Origin of the sequence: Spirillospora sp. NPDC000708 (assembly GCF_040299565.1) — a bacterium.
In the GTDB taxonomy this organism is placed as follows: domain Bacteria; phylum Actinomycetota; class Actinomycetes; order Streptosporangiales; family Streptosporangiaceae; genus Spirillospora.
On the sequence record NZ_JBEPCJ010000103.1, the window covers coordinates 16,228 to 36,526 of the forward strand.

The following is a 20,299-nucleotide window of genomic DNA, read 5'->3' on the forward strand; positions in this document are numbered from 1 at the left end:
GGTCAGCTGGTGCCGAAGTCGCGGTCGGAGCGAGCACCAGTCGAGGCCTCGACCTCGGCCTTGAGCCGGTGGGTGCGGTTGAGGTGATCCAGCGCCGCCCGGAAGGCCGCGACCGCCGCTGCGTGCGCGGATGCTGCGGTGCGCATGCTGCTTGAGGCGGCACCCACGGCGTTGTGGGCGCGGCGCTGGGCGGTGAGCGCTGCGCCGGCCGCTTCCATGGCCTCGTGAACACGGGTCAGCGCGGCAGGCTCCAGGCTGTGCCGGTAGCACGCGGCCTCCAGCTGGCCCAGCACCGTCAGCGTCGAGTTGATCTGGTCGCAGAGCGCTTCGGAGGAGTCGGTGAGCTTGCGCGCTGACGAGGCGACCTGGTCGGCTTGGGCGCGGTCGTTCTCACCGGATGCGATGAGGCGGGCCCAGCCCGCGAGGACTGCGCGGAGACCGATGATCTCGCCATTCTTCGGTCGTTCGGTGTTAGCCATCGGTTCTCCAAGGGGAACGGGGGCGGGGGCCTGGGCGGGGCGGGGTGACGTTTCTGGAGGCGGGTCGGTGCGGGGCGGCTCGGCCGCCGGGTCGGGTCTGGTGCCGGTGCTTGAGTTGGGGGCGGCCGGGATGTCCTCCGGGCCGTCGTGCTGTTCGTCGACGTCCTGCGCGTCGTGGTCCTGCTCATCGGCGTCGATGGTGGGGGCGTCTGCCGTGTCATCCACCGCGGGGTCGGGCCGGGTGGTGCGACGGCCGGCGAAGGAGCTGAACGTCCCCGCGGCGCGGTTCGCCAGCCGGGCGACGGTCGCCGCAGCGGAAAGCACCACCTCGGCGAACTCGCCGTCGTGATCGCGGGCCCATTTGGCGTACCCATCGCTGGTCATCCCCGCGCGCCACCGCCGGGCGGTCTTGACCCACTCCTCGGAGTGGACGTAGCTGGTCCATCCCAGCCAGGCCGTGAACGCGACCGCGAGCACGGCCGCCGCAGTCCGGTCCATCAGCGGGACGTCCCGCCGACCATCCGGACGGCGATGTTCACGGCCATGTCGCTGCCGCCGTCGATGAGGCTGTTGCCTACCGCGCCGAGCGCACCGCCGATACCGACGACGAACGCCAGCGGCAGGATGAACGCGGCCCACTCGTCACGAACCTGCGGCTTGTTCTTGGGGTGGAGGCTGTGCAGCGTGAAGATCCCGCTGATCAGCACGGCCACGGCAGGGATCGCGACGATCAGGCCGGCCGTGCCCTCAGTGAGGCTGTCGCCGCCGAATTCGCGGAGAAGCGCGAACCCCTGGACGACCCAGGTGCCGAACGCGACCGAGGCGCATATGCCGACGGTGAGCATCATGACCAGTCGGACGGTCGGCAGGATTCGCTTCTGCGCCAGCGCCCAACGGATTGAGAAGGCCATCGCGCCGGTGGTCGCGGCCCCGGCCGTCGTTCCAGCGGCGACGAGTCCATTCATGACGATCTGTTCCTTCGAGGTCAGAGGGTGGTGAGCCAGGCGACGCTGCCGCAGAACGCCAGCAGCACCAGGAGGGCGGGGTACTGGACCGCGTACACCACGGCGTAGGCGGCGGCGCAGACGACGACGCAGACAGCGCCGGCGGCGTAGTAGGCGGCAGCCGCGGCCCCGGTCGGCTGTCGCCGGGCCGCCTGGTGGACGCGGGCGGCGAGCTCGCCGAGCGAGCCGAGGGGCCCGCCTCCGTACGGCAGGTGCGCCAGGTAGGCGGGCGCGAGCGCGGCGCAGCAGATAGCGCATGCCAGATACCAGCCGAGCCAGACCGCCAGCCGCGGCAGTGGCGCCTCGTGCGCGTCGACGCGTTCGTCAACGCGGTCGGACATGGCCTGCACAGTCGGCGGCGGGGACGCTATCGGCGGCTGCTTGCCGAGTGTCCGGGCAGCGCAGGACACCCAGCGGGGTGTGGGCGCGCCCAGTACACCGTCACGCTGAGTGGTGGCGGTCGTGGTAGCGTCCTCTCGCGCGCGCACGCACGCGCGTCGCGCCTGCGCGTTGGGCTCCCCGAGGATGGGGACGAACGGCATTGCCTCTTGCTCTTGCTCTTCGTGCCTGCGCTGCCAGGCGTCACTGTGGGTGGTCATTCGCGGTTTCCGAAGCTGATGGTTCGTGCGAGGTCGGCGAGGGTGTACGCGGCCTCTTCGGCGGCCTTGTCTGCCTGGTCGGGGTGAGCGTCGAGCGCAGCCTTGAGGTAGTCGACGGCGTGACTGAGCCGGCTTCGCCACGTCGTGGCCTCTCTGATCCGGGCCATGTACATGTCGTCGCGGCGGTAGGGGACCAGGTCTCTTCTGCGAAGGCGGCCCATCAGCGGGTCCTCCCGGTCGTGGCGTAGACGATCGGCAGGCCCCGGGGGGCGTCCTCGATCATCAGGGTGAACTCGCCGATTCGGGCGGCATCGAACCCTTCGCGCTCCACGAATGTGACCAGATGGTCACGAATCCAGTCGGAATCGTCTGGGTCGGCCTCGACCGTCACCGGAGCCCCGACTTGCTCACCGCGACGTTTGAGGGTCAGCAGCAACCGCCGGGCCGTCACGAGTCCGTCCCCGGCTCGACCTCACGGATGCCGTGCACCGCGTCACGGAGTAGCCGAGATCGCTTGGTCCCGATCCCGAAGTGCGTGGCGAGCGGCTCGGCCCCGATCTTGCGGCCCGTCCGACTGAAGTGGTCGGCAGCGTAGGCGATGGCCTTGGAGAGGAGCGGGTCGTCCTCACCCATCCCGGTCGGTGCAGGAGCGGGGCGCCTCTTCCCGCCGTCCTTCGAGTCGGTCTTGGACGAGTCGGTCTCGGACGAGTCGGGGTCGGGGTCGGGCGAGCCGGTGTCCGGCGAGTCGGGCTTGCCCGAGTCGGGTCGGGAATGGGCGGGGCGACCCTCGTTCGGGTCGGACGTGGTCGGGTCGGGGAGCGTCGGGTCGGGTTCAGAGGATGCGGTCGGGGCGGGCTCTGTCGAAGGCGGGCGGGGCGTTGCGCCGAGGTCGAGGTGAGACGGAGTCGGGGCGGGGCTGGGCGCATTCTTCGCCGCTTCTGCCGCAGCGAACTCGCCGTCTCGACCGCGCAACACGGCCAGGTGCGAGATCAGCCCGATCGCGATCGGGGGGATGCTGGAAACCAGCACGACCAGCAGCCAAAGGTACCGGCCAGGCACCCAGGCCCCCGCGTGGATCGCGTGGTAGACGGCGTTGCCTGCGAGCGAAAGCGCGATCGCGCCGATCGCGTTGCCGGCTGCGAACCGGCGGACCTTCGCCGACTTGGTCCGCTGGGACTGCCATACGCGCGTCGTGGTGATCACGAAAGTGTCCAGCGTGGTCGGAAGGAGCCAGTCGAGCCGGCCCCAGCCGGTGTAGGTGCCCAGGTGTCGCAGCGTGGTGAACGACGCAACGATCGCGGCCACGCCGCCGACTGCGATCCCCAGGTCGACCACCCAGTCCCGTCGGTCGGCCGGGTCGGGCCGGGGCTGGCGTGAGCGTGGCCGCCCCGGCTTCCCCCATTCCGCTTCCTGGTCGGGGCGGGGACTGTACGGGACGGGTCGGGTGCGGCGGAGTGCCCGCCGGAACGCGCCCCGTTCCGCGTCCGGGGCGGGTCGGGCACCGGGCGGGGCGGGGCGGGCCGGGGCCGGCTCCGCGGGAGAGTCGAGTGGGGACGGTGAAATCGCGTCGGGGTGAGGCCCCTGGACTGCTTCGGTCGGGTCGGGTCGGGCCGGGGCGGGCCAAGCTGAGGCGGGCAGGTCGGCGGCTGCCGAGGTCGTCATGGGGAATCCCTGTCGGGTCATTGGCCGGGGGTGAGCGGACCGCAGTCGGCCGACCTCCGGGCATGTGAGGAGGCGGCCCATGTGCGCGGCCGAGAGGAGGGAAGGCGGGGCGTCAGAGAGTCGGGCTGCGCCTGCTGAGCATCGACCACGTCTCCGCGCAGGACACGGAGGCGGCCAGAGCCGCGGCGATCACGTAAGGAGAGCCGTAGGTGGCGATTCCGGCGACGGCGACGACGGCCATCGCTCCGAATATCAGCACCAGGAATCCCGACTCCTGCCGGGGGCGGAGCGGAGTCGGGTCGGGGGCGGGCTGCGCTGAAGGCACGCGGGCCCCAAAGCGGCGGGTACTCTCACCCATGGGTCACGCCTTTCGTCGGAAGGCTTGGCCTGGCCGGCCTCCGCTTGCGGGTGCCGGTCGAGGCCCTCACCGCAGGTTTCCTAGGCCTGATGCGGTGAGGGCCTCGTCGTTTTCCGGGGCTCGAAGCTCCGGCTGCCAGAGTGGTGGACGGCCCACCACTATTAGCAGGGTACGCCGGTCGTTTACGGCCCGCAATCGACCATGAGACGATCCCCGGTGACATGGCAGAAAAGCACCGGCGGAACAGGGCAGACCGCCACCTCAAGAAGTGGCGGCCTTCGCTGCGACCCGACCGGCAGCTATTCGAGCGGGTGGCCCGGGGCGTGCAGCGACTCGGCCCTGGCTGGAACATGAACAGCCACTACGAAGCCTGGCTGCGGTACTGCGCGCACGAGACCGATGAGCTGCCGCCGCGGCCCCCGCGCGTGGACGATCCTGAGCAGGCCTAGTCCCCGCTGAAGCGCTCCGCCACCTCGCCGCCGTGCTCGCGGTCGCTGGCAAGCGCTTCGTCCCAGGTCAGGGTGTGCTGGAAGTAGGCGCGGCCTGGTTCGCCGGCCGCGATGTGCTTGAGCTTGCGTCGTACGTCCTCGCGCGCAGCCTCGGCGGCGGCCTCAGCGAAGTACTCGACGACCTCGTTCTCGCTCGCGTCATACACCGTGATGGTGTTGGTGTTCCTGCAGAACACCGCGAACCTGCCGTCCGGCTGACGGATGATCTGGCTTCCCATGGTCGTGCGGCTCCTGCGCTGTTTAGGGTGTTCGGCACATGCTCGCACGGGCGGCCGCCAGAGTCGCCGGCCCCGACAAGGGGGCGCGTGGAACCCCTCGGGCGAGCTATCGCGGATCCCGCCACATGAGCTGAACCGGCGGACAGGAACCCGGCATCGTCAAGTCCCTGGTCACCTTGAAGCCGAAACCTGTGTAGAACGGGATGTTGGCGGGGTTGGACGATTCCAAGTAGGCGGGGATCCCCGCGGCGTCGCACCGCTCGAGGCGCGAGCGCAGCAGTGCCCCGCCGAGCCCGTTGCCCTGCGCGGGCGGGTCGGTGCCGAGGACCGCCAGGTACCAGTGCGGTTCCGGCGGGTGGTGCTTCTCGATTTCGCCGAGGGCGCGTAGCGCGGCCGGCAACCGTATGCCGAGAGAACGGATCAGCGGCAATGCGTGGGAAGCCTGCGCGCGCAGAGGGACGCGCCAACGTCCAGGCGGATCCCATAGCGCGGCCGCCTCCACCTGTCCTTGACGCCCGGCGGCCTCGGTGCCCTCGTGCCGCAGGTGCACGCCGCGCAGCAGGATGCTGAACACGCCGGTCAGCCGGCGGACGCGGGACCCCTCATCCGGCAGGATCCAGCTCCATACTGGGTCGTCGTCGAACGCTCGGGCGAGCACCGCCGCGATTGCGCCAGCGTCGGTGTCTTGGGCAGCGCGGACGAGCGGGGTCGGCTGGGACTGGGACGTCATGCGCGGCCTCCTCCGGGGTGTGCCGATCCTCGCTTGCGGCCTGGCCCTCGTCAAGAAGCGGTATCTGTCGTGAGAACGCCGCAGGCCAGCCAGCTTGTGGCAACTGTGATTCCCATGTCCAGCCGCAGGACACGGGCGGCGCGCCACTCTGCTCGCCCGTACCGGGACCGCTGCTCCAGCTCCACCACGGCGACGCCGCCGGGCCCGAGAAGCCGGACAGCCGCATTCCACACGGGCCGGTCATCGTGGTGCCGCCCGTTGCGCACCGCGCCGAGCCGGGCGTATCGCTGGTACCGGGTTCCCCACCCGACCGCCGCCGGGTCCGCAGGGACAGCAGCGATGAGCCGGTCAGCGGGCTGCGCAGCCTCGTAGTAGCGAGTCATGCCGATGGGGGCAGGGTGATGGACCTTGAGTGCCATCCCCGGAGGGAGGTTGCACACGACGATCTGGAGGCTGGCCGGTGTCACCTCAACTGTTGCGGGAGCGGCTATGGGAGGACGGGGAGGCACTGTCGACTCCTTGGGCGGCCCGGTCCGGGGGCTCACCGGACCGGGCCGCTGGATGGATCAGAGGAGGGTGCGGACGCCCGACCGCTGGTACGTCGGGCACTCCTTGGGCTCGTCGCGGATGTGCCACATCGGGCCATCGCCGCAGACCTTGCAGATGCTCACCAGGAAGTCGGCCTTGTCGATGATCCGCAGGGAGGAAGAGTGAGCGTTGCGGAGCACGACCTCGCCGGGCTCGTCCTCGTACGCGAGGTCGCAGCGGTCGCCGTAGCTGGACGCGACCGTGAACAAGATGCCGTGGTAGTAGTCCAGAGAGCCGCGGTAGACGCCGATCTCGCCGATGGCCAGCTCAGACATGGTGAACCTCGCAACTCGCGTGGGGAAGGGGAGGGGGTGACCTGCTGTCCCGGTCACAACATCCACACTATGGCAATCCAATAATCATGTCAAGGGAGATTTGGGATTGTCTGGGGGGGGAAGTGCCCGAGCCGGCCCCACGAGCAGGGACGCCTACTCGACCCGGCAGGCGTTCGGATGGTCGCGATGCCACTTCGCCGTCCAGCGGGCATCGGCTCTGTCGCCGGCGAAATAGCTCCAGCCGCAGGAGCAGAACGCTGTCGAGGCCCCGTCGTACTGGCCACCGCCCCGCTTGCTTACGAAGATGCCGCCTCGATGCCAACCCCGCGGCTCGGTGGTGTAGGTCAGGTGTCGAGCCTCCGGCGCCAGGTCCCGCAGCATCGCATCAGCGACTCGCGCCGCCCGGCGCGTGTCCCAAGGCCCCTCAAGGGCCAGCCTGACGAACGAGCCGCCGTCCGCAGCGGCCGACACGGCGGCGTGCTGAACGGTGGCGTTTGCGCCGGGCACGCCCATCCGGATGGAGCCGTCCATGCGCGGCTGCGGGCACCTGCCGTTGCGGCGCATCTTCATCACATGGCCGACTGACCAGGGGGCGATGTCCGGACGGGAGCTGTCCGGTGCGTCAGCCGGAGCGCAGGCAAGGGCTTCGGCGATGGTCCTTGAGACGTCGGTCAGTTCGCCCCTCATGCCGCCGACCGCGACCCGCTGACCGGCGGGATTCAGAAGGGCACACCGGGCTCCCCGTGCAGTCCGCCGGCACGCCAGCGTGCCGCGTGGAGCCTTCACCCGGTGGGTCATGTGACCGGCCGCGAAGGCGACGGCGACTTCCGCCAGGGCGTTGTGCTCGTGGGTGCGGTCGAGGGGGGCGGGACGATACCCGCGGGGAGCCTCCTGGGCAGCAGTTGCGTTTTCGCTCATGAGGACCGGTTGATCGAGCAGGCGAGCCAGGCCGGGTGCCGCTGGAGCGGGGTCAGGCCGGCGAGCTTCAGGGCCTTGTCCAAACGCCTGTCCCAGACCGCATAGTGGTGCGGCTTGGGGAGGAGGGCCAGGTCAAAGACCTCCGCGGGACCGATCCGGACCCACTGGGCCGCCAGAATGGACTGAGGGTCCTCGTCGTCGCCATACCGGAGCACACTGACCCCGGCTGTCCCGTCCAGAGGCATCCGGTCTTCTAGGTAGTCATCCGGGTCGGGGTCCTGTGCCCACGGCACCGTTAGTACTCCACTGGCGTCGACCTCGTGCACCTTCCACCGTGTAACCGCACCGCCGAGGTCATAGCCGTAGGCGATGATCGCAGAGTTCAGATCAGACATGAGTCACTTCTTTCCGGAGAGGGAGGGCCGGGGCCGCCTGGAGCGGACCCGGCCGCACGATCACCCGAAGGCCGAGCAGCCCAGCCAGGCAGGCCGGCGCTGGACGGGGGTGAGCTCGACCAGTTCGAGGGCCTGACGCAGCGCCTCGTCCCACGCCGGGTAGTCGTGGGGCTCGGTGAGGGCGGTCAAGTCGAGCACCTCGGTCTGGTGGATGATGAAGACCCGAGTGACCAGGAGGTACTGCTGCTCCTCGTCGTCGCCGTAGGGCTGTAGCTCGACCCCGAGGTGGCGCGCGGAGGGCATGAGGTCCTCCAAGCTGTCGCTGGCGTCGGCGTCCTCGGCCCAGGCGACGGTCAGGCCGACGGCGTCGACTTCCCTGACCTTCCATCCCGTGGTCGCGCCGCCGAGGTCGTACCCGTAGGCGACGATGCCGGAGTTCACGCAGGACATTGGTAAGCCTTTCGTGATGCCGGGGGCCAGTCCTGGCCCCCGGCAGTGAGGGTCAGGCTGTGATGGGCTCGGCATCCACGGGCGGCTCGGTGGCAGGCTGGGCCGTCGGCTCGGAGGACTCGGTCCCGCCGGCGTGCTCCTCGACGTACCAGGAAGCCAGCTCGGTGCCCTGGATGGACCACGTGTTCTCGATGGCGGAGACCCAGCCCTCGCCGTCCACCCACTGCGTGCGGCGCAGGAAGGAGATGGGGACGCAATCGGCCGTAAGGACCTCCTCGAGGTTCTCGATCTCGCCGAGCCATCCGTAGACGGTGCTGCCCTGGTGCTGCCAGATGCAGGGGTGCTCCGGAATGCGGATGTGCATGCCGTAGTGGATGACCAGGTCACCCGGCTTGAGGTCCGGAGTGGAGACGCGGCGGACGATGGTCGCCGCGGCCTCACCGTCCATGTCGCCGGATATGGCCGTCTCCTTGCGCAGGCGAGCCAGGTAGCCGGCTTCGCAGCGCGGGTGCAGGATGCCCACCGGGCAGTCCGTGTTGCACTCCAGGCACAGGTTCATGGGGAGGGATGGCCTTTCTGGGGGTGCTTGCCTTGCAGAACCGAATCTATGGCAATCTAATAAACATGTCAAGTGTAACTTGGATTGAATCTGTTGGGGTTGTGAGGGGCTGGCAGGCCCGCGCGCGACGCGTCAGCCGGCCAGCTCCAAGACCCCCTGCAAGTCACTAGGCAGCGCCGTGGCCGTCGTGGCGCGCAGCCACGCCCGCTCGAACCCTGGTCCCGTCTTCGACTTCACCGTCGCGGGAACCACCACAAGGAAGTGCTCTGCGGTCGGGAACACACCCGCCGTCCGGCGCTCCAGCCAGAGCCGCGAGTGGCGTCCCGCCCGCTCCACCCGTTCCCCGATGCGGCGCGCCGCCTCGATCAGCAGTCGCGAGCACTCATCGCGGGAGCCTTCACCATGGACGGTTAGCTTCCGCGTGGCGCGGCCGGGGCCGGTGACCGCTCGTTGAACCTCGACCAGCGCCCATCGCCCGGCCTCCACACGGGCGTCGAACATCCTCAGCGCCTCTTCTTGCCCCGGAGTGCGTTCCATGAGGTCGTACAGGGCCTCACTCGCCATCAGCGTCTGTGACGGATTGAGCCCCTGTGCCACCGTCTCCATCAGCAGCGACTCCCACGCCAACGCCGGCTCGGCAGTGAACCCGGCCAACACCCGATCCCTCCCGGCGCGGTTCGCCAGGCTGTAGACACAGAACGTGCACGCCGACTTCGGCCACCAGACCCCCGTCCGCGAGTGGATGAAGATCTCGCACATCTCTCGCGTCCACCCCCAGGTCACCAGGGGGTACACGCCGATCCGGTTCGGGGTGTTGGCGCCTGTGTCCTTGGCACACCTGGACGACTCGCCGACCTCGTACCCCATGATCTGTCGATAAGGGCCACCGCCGGTGACCAGCGCGATCGCTTCGTCGGCAGGGACGCCCTTAGCCTTCTGCGAGCACTTACGGGCGCCGCCGAGCTGAGGGATGGTGCCTGCGGTGACCATCTCGTCGAACAGGCGGTAGTCGCCGTCCATGTGCAACTCTGTAGGGGCGCGGGAGTCGCTGAGGATGCTGATGCCGTCGGCCTTGCGAGGGCCGGAGCGGGCGACCTGCACGAACCGAATCCCGTGCCGTGCCAACCTTGGAAGCACGAAACGCTCAGCGAGGGTCCGGTGGATAGGCCACTCGCCGCTTCTCTAGCAGGTCGGCGTGTTGCGAAGCCTCGTGTTGCACCAGGTGGCAGGGTCGCCGGGTGCCATGGGAGTTGTACTACTGCCGAGCAGGGCGTCCCGTCTCCGTCCTGAGCGATCCGGTCGTCATGCGAGCGGAGGCCGCGTTGCAACGGGTCGCTCGACGACGGCGGGAGGGCCAACCATTCCTGCTGTCGCCGTCAGGCCGTCCCGATCGCCGGGTCAACGGGTGGTTTGCCTCGCTGGAGATGCGGTCGTTGGCCAGGTCGACGTGGAGGAAGTACGCCACGTGCTTGCGGGTGTGGCTGAATTTCTTGGAATGTGTCGATACGGCTTGGGATGAGGCCACGCCGTCGCGGGTCGAAAATTTCAAGTCGTGGCGATTGCAGGATCCGGGTAACGACCGGCGCGTGCGCGCGGGTACGGTCCACACCGATCTGACCGTGTTGAAGCAGTTCTACGGGTGGGCGCAGCGGACGCATGGTGTGGTGTCGCCGGTGCTCATGCGCACCCTGTACGTGCCCGGTGCTGGAAAGGTGGAGAAGGTGGCGGCGGCGCCGGCGGCGGTTCGTGACAGCGACGTGAAGTGGTTCGATCCGCAGGGGTATGCGCGCTATCGGGATCTGGGGTTGCTGGGCTTGACCGCCGATGGGGTCGATGATCCGTCGTGGCGGGGGCGTAATCCGCAGCGTGACGCGGCGTTCGCCGAGGGGTTGTACGGGACGGGTCTGCGGTTGACCGAGTGGGCGTCGGTGCTGGACGTTGAGTTGCCGGATGATGATCCGGACCGCCAGTACCGGACGTGCCGGTTAGCCGATGGGGTCGCCAAGGGCGGATACGGCCGCAGGTATTGGATGCCCCGGTCGGTGCTGACCGAGACGCTCAGCTACATCGAGGGGGAGCGGGCGAGGGCCGTGGGGCGGGCTCGTGTCGCGGGGCGTTATGAGCGGTTGGACGACGTGCTGGTGATGGTGCGGGTACTGGGGCGGCGGCGGATGGAGGTGCGCAGCTCCTGTGGTGCTGTGGAGACGGTGTCGCTGGATGTGCTCGCGCCTTGGGAACGTCGTCGGCTGTTCCGGGAGGGCGAGGAGGGGCTGGAGCCGGTTGCGGTGTGGCTGAATGAGGATGGGACGCCGCGGGCGCCGCACGGGTGGCATCACACTTTTGCGACCGCCAACCGGCGGCTGGCGCGGATGGGGTTGGCGGGTTTCGCCGGCGCGCCGCACATGCTGCGGCATTCGTTCGCGCTGCGCTGGTTCGCGGTGGGCCGCATGATCTACGGGCGGCGGGTGGCGCACCTGTCGGGCGAGGAGACCAAGGATTTCCGCGCTGAGTTCGGCAGCACATGGAGCTTGGTGCAGACCTTGCTGGGGCACCGGAATCCGCAGACGACGATGGCGGTGTATCTCGAGCCGTTCCGGTCGCTGGAGGTGGAGTTGCTGCTGTCGCATGCCGAGGGGGTTGCGGCGTCGACGCTGCTTGGTGATCTGTTCGCGGGCGAGCCGCGGGTGCTGGGCGATCCCTTCGCTGAGCCGGAGTTGGCAGCACGCGCAGGAGACGGAGCCTGGGAGTGGTGACCGGTCGAGGAGCGGCCGGGCGCCCGGCCGGGTTGCCGCAGCCGGGTTGGGAACCGCCGCAGCGGGTGTTCGCCGACGGGGACGAGTGCCGGGTGCGGTTCTTTCCTGAGGGCGGTGGTGCGACCTGTGATTTCGACTTCGCGGTCTTGCCGGTGAGCCGGGCTTTGCGGGTGGCGTTGGCCAGGGCGTTCGGCGCCCATGTCGGGCCGTCGGGGACGGTGGGCTCGGGGCACAGCGCTGGCAACGTCTTTCGCGTGTTGCGGGGATTCGCCGAGGTGGTCGCCGCGTGCGATCCGGTGCCGCTGACACCGGTTGATCTGCAGCCGGTGCTGCTGGACCGGTACGTGCTTAAGCGTAAGACCAAGACGGCGCTGCCCTTTGAGGTCGGTCTTCTCAAGGCGGTACTGCGCCGGGTGGAGGGGTTGAGTCCGCGGTTGGTCAACGCGCTGGCCGCACCGACGACACTCCCTCGCCGGCTGGGTTGCCAGCGGGGCAGCTACCCCGAGGAGGAGGAGCGGCGGATTGTGCAGGCGGCTCGGGTGATGCTGCGTGGGGCGGCGGAGCGGATCGGCGGCAACCGCGAGTTGCTGGAGCGGTGGCGCAACGGCGACACCAGCGTCGTTGCCGATGAGCGCCAGGAGGAGTACTGCCGGGTGTTGGATCTGGTGGATCGGACGGGTGAGCTGCCCCGGCGCAGCAGGTCCTCGTCGTATCTGGCCCCTTGGGTGGGGCGGCACGGCAACCGTGAGGATCTCATGCACGCCTTGCACCCGCGTGGGTTCGAGCTCGCCGCCGGTGCTTTGCTGTTGGTTCGGATGACCGGCCATAACGGCAGCTCGATCTGTCAGGCGCCGGCTGCTCATCACCGGCCCGACGGGTTCGCCGGTGGGGTGGCGACCGCGGTGGTGGAGTTGGTGAAGGCCCGCCGCGGCACGCGGCGGTTCATGACGGTCGCGTTGAGTGATCTGCCCGCGTGGGCGCTGGCCCCGTCACGGGAGGTGGTGTTGTCGGGGCGCGACCAGCTGCACACACCGTTCGGGGTGTACATGCTGCTGTTGGAGTTGACGGCGGCGGCGCGGCGGATCACCGGGGCGGACCGGTTGATGGTGTCGTGGTCGGTGACGGGCCGCCCCGGCCAGGGGTTCCGGGTGGGGCTGCGGACCTCGATCTTCGACGACGGCCAGTGGGCCACCGCCGCCGGTCTGGTGGACCGCTCCGCAGCGGGAGAGCCGCAGCCGCTGGAGGTGACCTTCGCGCGGATGCGCAAGACGCATCTGCAGCGCGAGCAGCGGCCGGTCGCGCACACCGACGCCACCTTGGCCGACCAGTACCTGGCCCGTGACAGCACCGCGTTCGGCGACTACCAGCGGGTGGTCGCCGACGTGCTGGCCGAGCAGACCCGCAAGGCGCGGGCTATGGCCGCGCTGACCTCCCTGTCGGAGCAGGACATCGCGCGGGCCTTGCGCGACCCGCGGGGTGAGGCCCGCCGGCATGGGGTCAGCGCGGCGGTGCTGCAGCGGCTGATCAGTGGCGAGGCCGACACGGTGCTCGCCGGCTGCACCGACCCCGCATCGAGTCCCTTCGATGCTGCCGGCGCGTCATGTACCGCGTCGTTCTTGAAATGTCTGGGGTGCCCGTGCGCGCGAGCGCTGCCGCGGCATCTGCCGGTCCAAGCAGCCGCGTTGGATGCGTTGGAGCAACGACGGGCGCAGATGGCACCGCTGGGATGGGCGCGGCGGTTCGGCCGGCCGCACGCCCAGCTGTCCGACCTGCTCAGCCAGGCACCGGCGGCCGCGGTTCAGCAGGCGAGATCGGCCGTCACCGACCACGAACGCAGGCTGGTGGAACGGCTGCTGACCGGAGAACTGGATCACGTGTGAACACCTCATCGGCCCCTGCGGGGCACAGCGATCCGTCCGCCGGTCCTTATCCGGGGCCGGCCACGCCGGTGCTGGTCAACCGCAGGCTGAGACCCGACGCCGACCCTGCCGGGCTGTCGGTGTTCGGGGATGCGCGCTGGAACCTGTCCCCGGCCATCTTCGAAGACCACTACACCACGATGACGATCGGGTTCGGCCGGGTGCCGCGCCCGTTCGTGCCGGCGGCCAAGCATTATCTGTGGGCGGAGCTGAACACCGGCACCCCACCGGTCCTCAAGCACGCACGGATGACCCGGTTGGCGGTGTACAGCCACATGGTGGTGGCCCGCCGGGTCCGAACCTTCCTCAGCTGGCTTGAAGCCCGAGAGGTGGAACGGCTCGCCGATGTCACCAGCGCGCACTATGACGGCTTTGTCGCCGATCTGCTGGAGTCGGCCTACTCCCACAGCGACCGTGTCGACATCGTGAACGTGGTGCGCCGCATGTGGGTGTTCCGCGAACTGCTGCCGCCGCCGGTGCGGCTGCCCGAGCCGGTGCCGTGGGGCGGGCACGACAGCCGCGCGCTGCTGGGCCGTTCGCCGCGCGGGCGGCGGATCGAGAACCGGACGCCGCGGATCGCCGCGGAGACGATGGAGCCGCTGCTGGCGTGGGCGCTGCGGTTCGCCGAGGACTTCTCCGGCGACATCATCGCCGCGCTGCAGGAGGTACGGCCGTTCCACGGGCAGCGCGGCGCCGACCGCCGCACCCGATACCCGCATCGCAGCGGCAAGGGACCGCACGGCGGCCTGTACCGCGACATCACCGCCCTGATCGAGCGGCTGCGCGCCGGCGGCCGTCCGCTGCCGGGCCGCGTCAACCCCCGCGGGGAGATCGAACTGGACTGGCCGCAGCTGGCGCGGTTGATGGACACCGCACCCCAAGGGGTGCAGATCTCCCCGCACCGGGTGCTGTTCGCCCAGTCCGGCCTGCCGGTCGTCGACGGCGCCCACCTTGACCACCGGGTGTCGGGGCTGCTGGATGGAGGGCCGTGGCTGGAGGCGATCGACTATCACCAGGTGGAGGAGTTGACGCGGGTCCTGGTCGGGGCGTGCGCGGTGGTGATCTGCTACCTGTCGGGCGCCCGGGTGGGGGAGGTGCTCAGCCTGCGCCGCGGCTGCATCGACTACGACCCGGCCAGCAGGCTGTGGTTGATGCACGGCCGCAAATGGAAGGGCGCCCGAGACAGCCATGGAGCCAAGATGCCCGAAGGGCAGATCCGCGAGCACCCGTGGGTGGTGGCCGAGCCCGTCGCCCGCGCGGTCGGTGCGCTGGAACAGATGCACGCCAGCGACCTGCTGTTCTCGGCCGTGGTGCTGGGCAAGAAGCCCTCGGGCCGGGATCGGGCCAAAAGCACCGCCGAGATCGGCGAGACCATCACCGAGTTCATCGACTGGGTGAACGCCTACTGCCGCGCCCGCGGCCGCCGCGACACCATCCCCGCCGATTCCGGCGGAGCCATCACGCCCTCGCGGTTCCGCCGGACGCTGGCGTGGTTCATCTGCCGCCGCCCGCGCGGTCTGGTCGCCTGCGCCCTGCAGTATGCGCACCTGCACGTCCAGATGACCCTGGGCTACAGCGGCACCTACGCCTCCGGGTTCCCCGATGAGATGGCCTTGGAGCAATGGCTCACCCGGCTGGAGGACCTGGAGGACGCCGAGCGCCGGCTCCAGGCCGGCGAGCACGTCAGCGGCCCCGCCGCCGACGCCTACCGCGCACGCGTGACCGGCGGAACCGGCCGCTTCGCCGGGCGGGTGATCCGCAGCGGGCGCCAGGCCAGATCCGTGCTGGCCAACCCGGCACTGCAGATCTATCCCGGCAAGGCGATGACATGCGTGTTCGATCCGTCCACGGCCCTGTGCCAGCTGCCGGAAGACAGGCGGCGCGAGGCTGATACCGCCGATGCATCCGGCATGCCCGACCTTGCTGATTGCCGGCCCGGCTGCCGCAACCTCGCCCGCACCGACCGTGACATGCGGCACATCCACCGCCAGGCTGAGCGCCTGCGCCTGCTGGTCGACGACGAACTCAGCCCGCCGATCCGTCTCGACCGCGAACGCCGCCAGCTCGACCACCTCAACCAGATCATCGCCGAGCACGGGCAGGCCCCTGCTGCCAGAGAGAAGCCGCCCGCATGACCGCCGCCGAGCCTCAGGAGTCGCTGCAGCGCGAGTTGCGGGCCGCCGCCGACAGGTTGATCGCCGGCACCCCGCTGCGCTCGACAGGCAAACTGACGATCTCCGGCCTGGCGGCCGAAGCCGGTGTCAAACGCTGGGTCCTGACCCATAAACACCCGGATCTGATGCGGCAGTACCAGGCCGAGTTCAAGGTGCTGGGCCAGGTCCCGGAGCCGTTACAGGCTGCCCGCGACCGCATCAGCAGACTGCAGGCTGAGCTGATTGCCGCACGAGCCGACAAACGCCGCCTCACCGACCTGGTGACCACCTACGCCGCGATCATCCACGAACTCAGCGACGACCTCGCCGAAGCGCAACGGCAATGTGACCAGGCACGATCGGAGTCCGCCGCCCGCCACAGCGCCGTCACCGTCATCAACCTCCGCCAGCCCCGCCACGACACCTCGCCTTCTACGTCGCCGGATGACTGACGTCGCAGCGACCACCCGGCGGGCGCAACGGGCGCTTACGGACGGAGCCGCCGCACTCTGGCAGATGCGGGTCCCGGGCGGGTGAGGTGGTCGCACACTCCCTTCCCAAGTTGATCACACCGACCCGGGTCGGGTGTCCGCGGAACAGGGAAGATCACTCCGGCGCGCGTTCTGGTGTGGTGCGCTCAACTGAGGGCGAGAGTGATGATCGGTGCGCTGGTGGGCTGGGGGGAGCCGCCTGCCGGTTCGACCGTGACACCGAAGCGTTGCGCTTCGCCGAGGCCCGCAGTGACGATTGGACGCGTCTTGCCGGACAGGTCCAGCGTTCCGGCGGAGCGGGGCGCGGTGGGGCCGAGCCACCACATCTGATAGGTCCGGGCGGACGGCAGGTGCGGCAGCCGGGACGCGGTGACGACGGCCTTGCCGAGCGAGCGCGACGACACGACGGTGACGGTGGCGCCGGCCGGTGAGCGGGTGGTCGAGGTGTGCGCGTCCGATGCCGTCATCACTGCGCTGACCTGCCGGTTCAGGGCCTGTGCGTGGTCGGCGGAGCGCTGGAAGCGCCATGCGGCGCCGCCGCCGAGCAGTGCCAGCACCAGGCAGGCCGCGGCGGCGAGCCAGGGCAGAGCGCCGGTGCGGGGCGAGGGGAGGCGGCGGGTGAGCGGCGGCGGCGATTGGCGGGTTCGGGCGATCTCGGCCATGACGCGTCCGCGCAGCTCGGCGGGTGGACGGTGAGCGGCGGCGAGCGCCAGCCGGGTCGTGGTCTCGCGGAGCCCGGCGGCCTCCTCGGCGCAGGCGGTGCAGCTGGACAGGTGGCGCTCGAAGCGGCGCCGTTCGGTGTCGGTGAGGGCGTCGAGGGCGTAGGGGCCGGCGAGGTCGTGCTGGTCGTGGGTCATGGCTGCACTCCCAGGCAGTCGCGCAGTCGGATGAGTCCGTCGCGCATCCGGGTCTTGACGGCGGCGAGGCCGACGCCGAGCAATTCGGCAACTTCGCGGTAGGTGTAGCCGCCGTAGTAGGCGAGAGTGATCGATTCGCGCTGGGTCTCGGTGAGGCCCCGCAGGCAGCGGCGGACCTGCTGGTGCTCCAGGCGGGTGCCGGCCTCTTCGGCGACCTGGTCGTAGTCGGGCCCGGCCGTGGCGGTGCGCTCCTCGCGGTCGCGGTCGGCCTGGCTGGAACGGACGCGGTCGACGGCGCGGCGGTGCGCCACCATCAGCGCCCATGAGGTGGCGCCGCCGCGTTCGGGGCGGTAGTGCGACGCTTTGCGCCACAGCTCGACCAGGACGTCCTGGGCGATCTCCTCGGCTTGGGCGGGATCGCGGACGACCCGCAGCGCCAGCCCGTAGACCGGCCCCGACAACCGCTCATAGACCTGGGCGAACGCGTCCTGATCGCCGCGCGCGACCCGGCCGAGCAGCTCGGCCAGGTCGAGTGGGCCTTCCGTTACCAGGCGCGACCCTTCGGCCGGTTCGTTCATCTCCACACCGGTAGTTCGGTACCGGCGGCCCGGAGGATGGGTCCAGAACTCGTCGATGATCCGACCCATCCACCAGGCGTCCGGCCCCGAACACCGGGTGTGACAGGCAAACGAGCGACCGGGCCACTGCGGTGGATCACCGCCGCGCTGTGCGGGTTGCTGGCCGCCGCGGCCGCGATGGGCGTCGCCGAACTGGCGGCCGGGCTGCTCGGCCGGGCGTCGTCCTCGCCGCTGTTCGCGGTCGGCGCGGGGTTCATCGACCTCACCCCGGTGTGGCTCAAGGATTTCGCGATCCGCCATTTCGGCAGCAACGACAAGACCGTCCTGCTGATCGGCCTGGGCGCGGGGATCATGGCTGCGGCGCTGGTCATCGGAGTGCTGAGCAGGGGCCGGCTGGTCTTCGGCCTCATCGGTCTGGCCGCCTTCGGAACCGTCGGAGTCGTCGCCGCACTGACCAGGCCGGCCGCCGAGCCGGTCGACGCCCTGCCGGCCGCGTTCGGCGCACTCGCCGGCATGGCCGCCTTAACCCTGCTGGCGCGCGGCGTCCGCCCGTCTCCCATCACGCCTCCCGAGCCCGCCGTGACACACCAAGCCGCCCAGGGCACCGCTACCCCGGCCGATGGGGGCGCAACCGACGTCCTGGACTCCGACGGGCCGCAACACCGCCCCAAGGACAGCCGCCCCAAGGACACCGGTACCGGGATCGATCGCCGCCGCGTGCTGCTGACCGGCGCCGGGGTGATCGGCGTCGCAGCGGCCGGCGGGGTGTCCGGGCGGGTGCTTCTGCACCGCGGCGACGTCTCCTCCGTCCGCGCGAAGCTGCGGCTGCCGCAGCCCGCGAGCCCGGCGCGTCCGGTGCCGCCGGGCTCGCAGGTGCGGCTGCCGGGGATGACGCCGTTCCGCACCCCCAACCGGGACTTCTACCGCGTCGACACCGCGCTCGTCCTGCCGCAGGTCGACCCCCGCGACTGGACGCTGCGCATCCACGGCATGGTCGCCCACCCGGTCGAACTGTCCTTCGAGGACCTGCTGCGTGAGGCGCTGATCGAACGCGACATCACGCTGTCGTGCGTGTCCAACCAGGTCGGCGGCGACCTGGCGGGCAACGCCCGCTGGCTGGGCGCGCCGCTGGCGCCGCTGCTGCGCAGGGCGGGGATCGGGTCCGGCGCCGACCAGATCCTGTCCCGCTCGTCCGACGGCATGACGCTGTCCACCCCGATCGAGACGATCCTGGACGGCCGGGACGCGCTGATCGCGGTCGGGATGAACGGCGAACCGCTGCCGATCGTCCACGGCTTCCCCGCCCGGCTCGTCGTGCCTGGCCTGTACGGCTACGTCTCGGCCACCAAATGGGTCGTCGACCTCAAGGTCACCCGGTTCGCCACCGACCACGCGTACTGGACCAAACGCGGCTACGCCGACCACGCCCCCATCAAGACCTTCTCCCGCATCGACGTGCCCAAGCCGCTCGCCAACATGAAGGCGGGACGGGTCGCCGTCGCCGGCACCGCCTGGGCGCAGCACCGCGGCGTCGACGCCGTCGAATGGCAGGTCGACGACGGCCCGTGGCGCCAGGCGCGGCTCGCGCCCGTCCCGGGCCTGGACACCTGGCGGCAGTGGATCACCGAGTGGGACGCCGCGCCCGGCTCCCACACGCTGCGCTGCCGCGCCACCGACGGCACCGGCCGCACCCAGCCCCAACACCGCACACCGCCGTTCCCCGACGGCGCGACCGGCTGGCATTCGGTGGTGGTCACCGTCACCTGACCAGCCCGCACCCAAGACCGGCACATCGGAAATCTCGACGCAAGGAGTTCACCATGTATCGCACCCGCATCGCCGCCAGTGTCCTGGCGGCAGCCGCTCTCGCGACCGGAGCGGCGGCCTGCTCCAGCAACGACGACGGCAAGGACGGCGGCACCGCCGCCGCCCCGGCGAGCTCGGCCGCCCCGGCGACCACCATGAGCAGCGCACCGTCCGGCGACCAGCCGTTCGGGCCCGCCTGCTCGGCCGTCCCGGCGTCCGGCAAGGGCAGCTTCAGCGGCATGTCCACCGACCCCGTCGCGACCGCCGCGTCCAACAACCCGGTCCTGTCGACGCTGGTCACCGCGGTGAAGAAGGCCGGGCTGGTCGACACGCTCAACTCGGCCAAGAACATCACCGTGTTCGCGCCCACCAACGACGCGTTCAACAAGATCCCCAAGGCCACGCTCGACAAGGTCCTGAGCGACAAGAAGACGCTCACCGGCATCCTGACCTACCACGTCGTCGGGCAGCCGATCACGCCGAGCGGGCTGTCCAGCGGCGACTTCAAGACGCTCAACGGCGCGATGCTCAAGACCAGCGGCTCCGGCGAGTCCTTCACCATCGGCGACAACGCCAAGGTGGTCTGCGGCAACGTCCACACCGCCAACGCCACCGTCTACATCATCGACAGCGTCCTGATGCCCCCGAAGTAAGCGGCTGGAGCGTTCGCAGCGGCCGGGTTCCTGCTTGCCAGGGCGGGGACCCGGCCGCAGGAGCGGTAATCCACTGATCGCGCGTGTCAACGACCGCGGCTACCGGGACGCCTCCTCACGCTCCTTCTTGGCCTCGTCCTTGGCCTTGTCCTTCGAGCCGTTCTTGCGGCCGTTCCCCGTCCCCGAAGTCGAGGGGTTGGACGAGCGGGAGGAGTCGCTGCTCTTGGTTCCGGAGCCCTCGCAGGACTCGTCCTCCTCCTCCTTCAGCGCGTCCTCGTGGGTCTTGACGACCTCGCTGTCGCGGATCTCGCCGCGCCAGCCCTCGATCTCATCGGCGTGGGTCAG

At 70.2% G+C, this 20,299-nt stretch carries 24 protein-coding genes and 1 pseudogene; 7 read left to right on the forward strand and 18 right to left on the reverse strand.

All coding sequences use genetic code 11. The features are described 5' to 3' along the window. Positions 1-2: 2 nt before the first annotated feature. From ABT299_RS44335 to ABT299_RS44365, 7 genes are all read right to left on the reverse strand, one after another. Complete coding sequence (locus tag ABT299_RS44335; protein WP_500254463.1) at positions 3-977, reverse strand: hypothetical protein; 975 nt, start codon at positions 975-977, stop codon at positions 3-5. Further along, a complete protein-coding gene (locus ABT299_RS44340) occupies positions 977-1,444 on the reverse strand; it encodes a hypothetical protein (protein ID WP_500254464.1) in 468 nt (155 codons plus the stop codon). Before ABT299_RS44340 ends, ABT299_RS44335 begins: the two co-directional genes overlap by 1 nt. A 20-nt stretch (positions 1,445-1,464) precedes the next feature. Next, positions 1,465-1,824, reverse strand: coding sequence for a hypothetical protein (locus ABT299_RS44345; protein WP_500254465.1), 360 nt, complete (start codon positions 1,822-1,824; stop codon positions 1,465-1,467). Positions 1,825-2,078: 254 nt separating this feature from the next. Next, positions 2,079-2,303: a hypothetical protein gene (locus ABT299_RS44350; RefSeq protein WP_500254466.1), complete on the reverse strand. Its 225-nt coding sequence runs from the start codon at positions 2,301-2,303 to the stop codon at positions 2,079-2,081. Further along, positions 2,303-2,533, reverse strand: coding sequence for a hypothetical protein (locus ABT299_RS44355; RefSeq protein ID WP_500254467.1), 231 nt, complete (start codon positions 2,531-2,533; stop codon positions 2,303-2,305). The genes ABT299_RS44350 and ABT299_RS44355 overlap by 1 nt, the downstream gene beginning before the upstream one ends. Further along, positions 2,530-3,417 (reverse strand): hypothetical protein, encoded by an 888-nt coding sequence (locus ABT299_RS44360; RefSeq protein WP_500254468.1) that lies wholly within the window; start codon positions 3,415-3,417, stop codon positions 2,530-2,532. Before ABT299_RS44360 ends, ABT299_RS44355 begins: the two co-directional genes overlap by 4 nt. A gap of 439 nt (positions 3,418-3,856) precedes the next feature. After that, a complete protein-coding gene (locus ABT299_RS44365; RefSeq protein WP_500254469.1) occupies positions 3,857-4,069 on the reverse strand; it encodes a hypothetical protein in 213 nt (70 codons plus the stop codon). 254 nt (positions 4,070-4,323) lie between these two features. Here ABT299_RS44365 and ABT299_RS44370 point away from each other — a divergent pair, with 254 nt between their 5' ends. Continuing rightward, a complete protein-coding gene (locus ABT299_RS44370; protein ID WP_500254470.1) occupies positions 4,324-4,551 on the forward strand; it encodes a hypothetical protein in 228 nt (75 codons plus the stop codon). Here ABT299_RS44370 and ABT299_RS44375 read toward each other — a convergent pair. The 8 genes from ABT299_RS44375 to ABT299_RS44410 form a co-directional block, all read right to left on the reverse strand. Further along, positions 4,548-4,829, reverse strand: coding sequence for a hypothetical protein (locus ABT299_RS44375; RefSeq protein WP_500254471.1), 282 nt, complete (start codon positions 4,827-4,829; stop codon positions 4,548-4,550). The two genes, ABT299_RS44370 and ABT299_RS44375, sit on opposite strands and share 4 nt — an antisense overlap. Positions 4,830-4,935: 106 nt before the next feature. Beyond that, the gene (locus tag ABT299_RS44380; RefSeq protein WP_500254472.1) at positions 4,936-5,559 is read right to left on the reverse strand and encodes a GNAT family N-acetyltransferase; all 624 of its coding nucleotides are present in this window, start codon (positions 5,557-5,559) and stop codon (positions 4,936-4,938) included. A gap of 566 nt (positions 5,560-6,125) precedes the next feature. Further along, positions 6,126-6,422 (reverse strand): hypothetical protein, encoded by a 297-nt coding sequence (locus ABT299_RS44385; protein ID WP_500254473.1) that lies wholly within the window; start codon positions 6,420-6,422, stop codon positions 6,126-6,128. A 153-nt stretch (positions 6,423-6,575) separates the two neighbouring features. Then, positions 6,576-7,340 carry a hypothetical protein gene (locus tag ABT299_RS44390; protein ID WP_500254474.1) on the reverse strand — a complete coding sequence of 255 codons (765 nt, stop codon included), beginning with the start codon at positions 7,338-7,340 and terminating at the stop codon, positions 6,576-6,578. Next, complete coding sequence (locus ABT299_RS44395) at positions 7,337-7,735, reverse strand: hypothetical protein (RefSeq protein ID WP_500254475.1); 399 nt, start codon at positions 7,733-7,735, stop codon at positions 7,337-7,339. Before ABT299_RS44395 ends, ABT299_RS44390 begins: the two co-directional genes overlap by 4 nt. A gap of 60 nt (positions 7,736-7,795) precedes the next feature. Further along, positions 7,796-8,176: a hypothetical protein gene (locus ABT299_RS44400; protein ID WP_500254476.1), complete on the reverse strand. Its 381-nt coding sequence runs from the start codon at positions 8,174-8,176 to the stop codon at positions 7,796-7,798. A gap of 61 nt (positions 8,177-8,237) precedes the next feature. After that, complete coding sequence (locus tag ABT299_RS44405) at positions 8,238-8,708, reverse strand: hypothetical protein (RefSeq protein ID WP_500254477.1); 471 nt, start codon at positions 8,706-8,708, stop codon at positions 8,238-8,240. 168 nt (positions 8,709-8,876) lie between these two features. Further along, positions 8,877-9,764: a hypothetical protein gene (locus tag ABT299_RS44410; protein ID WP_500254478.1), complete on the reverse strand. Its 888-nt coding sequence runs from the start codon at positions 9,762-9,764 to the stop codon at positions 8,877-8,879. A gap of 284 nt (positions 9,765-10,048) precedes the next feature. On the opposite strand from ABT299_RS44410, the gene ABT299_RS44415 reads away from it, so the two are divergent. From ABT299_RS44415 to ABT299_RS44430, 4 genes are read left to right on the forward strand one after another with little or no spacing between them, the layout of a single operon-like run. Further along, on the forward strand, positions 10,049-11,497 hold the full coding sequence (locus ABT299_RS44415; protein WP_500254479.1) for a tyrosine-type recombinase/integrase: 1,449 nt from the start codon (positions 10,049-10,051) through the stop codon (positions 11,495-11,497). Next, positions 11,494-13,377 carry a hypothetical protein gene (locus ABT299_RS44420; RefSeq protein ID WP_500254480.1) on the forward strand — a complete coding sequence of 628 codons (1,884 nt, stop codon included), beginning with the start codon at positions 11,494-11,496 and terminating at the stop codon, positions 13,375-13,377. Before ABT299_RS44415 ends, ABT299_RS44420 begins: the two co-directional genes overlap by 4 nt. Further along, on the forward strand, positions 13,374-15,551 hold the full coding sequence (locus ABT299_RS44425; protein WP_500254481.1) for a site-specific integrase: 2,178 nt from the start codon (positions 13,374-13,376) through the stop codon (positions 15,549-15,551). The genes ABT299_RS44420 and ABT299_RS44425 overlap by 4 nt, the downstream gene beginning before the upstream one ends. Next, positions 15,548-16,021: a hypothetical protein gene (locus tag ABT299_RS44430; protein ID WP_500254482.1), complete on the forward strand. Its 474-nt coding sequence runs from the start codon at positions 15,548-15,550 to the stop codon at positions 16,019-16,021. Before ABT299_RS44425 ends, ABT299_RS44430 begins: the two co-directional genes overlap by 4 nt. 185 nt (positions 16,022-16,206) lie before the next feature. Here ABT299_RS44430 and ABT299_RS44435 read toward each other — a convergent pair whose 3' ends face one another. Together ABT299_RS44435 and sigK are read right to left on the reverse strand one after the other, a co-directional pair. Then, on the reverse strand, positions 16,207-16,917 hold the full coding sequence (locus ABT299_RS44435; protein ID WP_500254483.1) for an anti-sigma factor: 711 nt from the start codon (positions 16,915-16,917) through the stop codon (positions 16,207-16,209). Further along, positions 16,914-17,495 (reverse strand): ECF RNA polymerase sigma factor SigK, encoded by a 582-nt coding sequence (gene sigK / locus ABT299_RS44440; RefSeq protein ID WP_500254484.1) that lies wholly within the window; start codon positions 17,493-17,495, stop codon positions 16,914-16,916. The genes ABT299_RS44435 and sigK overlap by 4 nt, the downstream gene beginning before the upstream one ends. A gap of 99 nt (positions 17,496-17,594) precedes the next feature. Here sigK and ABT299_RS44445 point away from each other — a divergent pair, with 99 nt between their 5' ends. Further along, positions 17,595-19,262 (forward strand): molybdopterin-dependent oxidoreductase, encoded by a 1,668-nt coding sequence (locus ABT299_RS44445; protein ID WP_500254485.1) that lies wholly within the window; start codon positions 17,595-17,597, stop codon positions 19,260-19,262. 53 nt (positions 19,263-19,315) lie between these two features. Further along, a complete protein-coding gene (locus tag ABT299_RS44450) occupies positions 19,316-19,954 on the forward strand; it encodes a fasciclin domain-containing protein (protein ID WP_500254486.1) in 639 nt (212 codons plus the stop codon). Positions 19,955-20,053: 99 nt separating this feature from the next. Here ABT299_RS44450 and ABT299_RS44455 read toward each other — a convergent pair. Further along, a pseudogene (locus tag ABT299_RS44455) lies at positions 20,054-20,299 on the reverse strand (SRPBCC family protein); the annotation flags it as partial.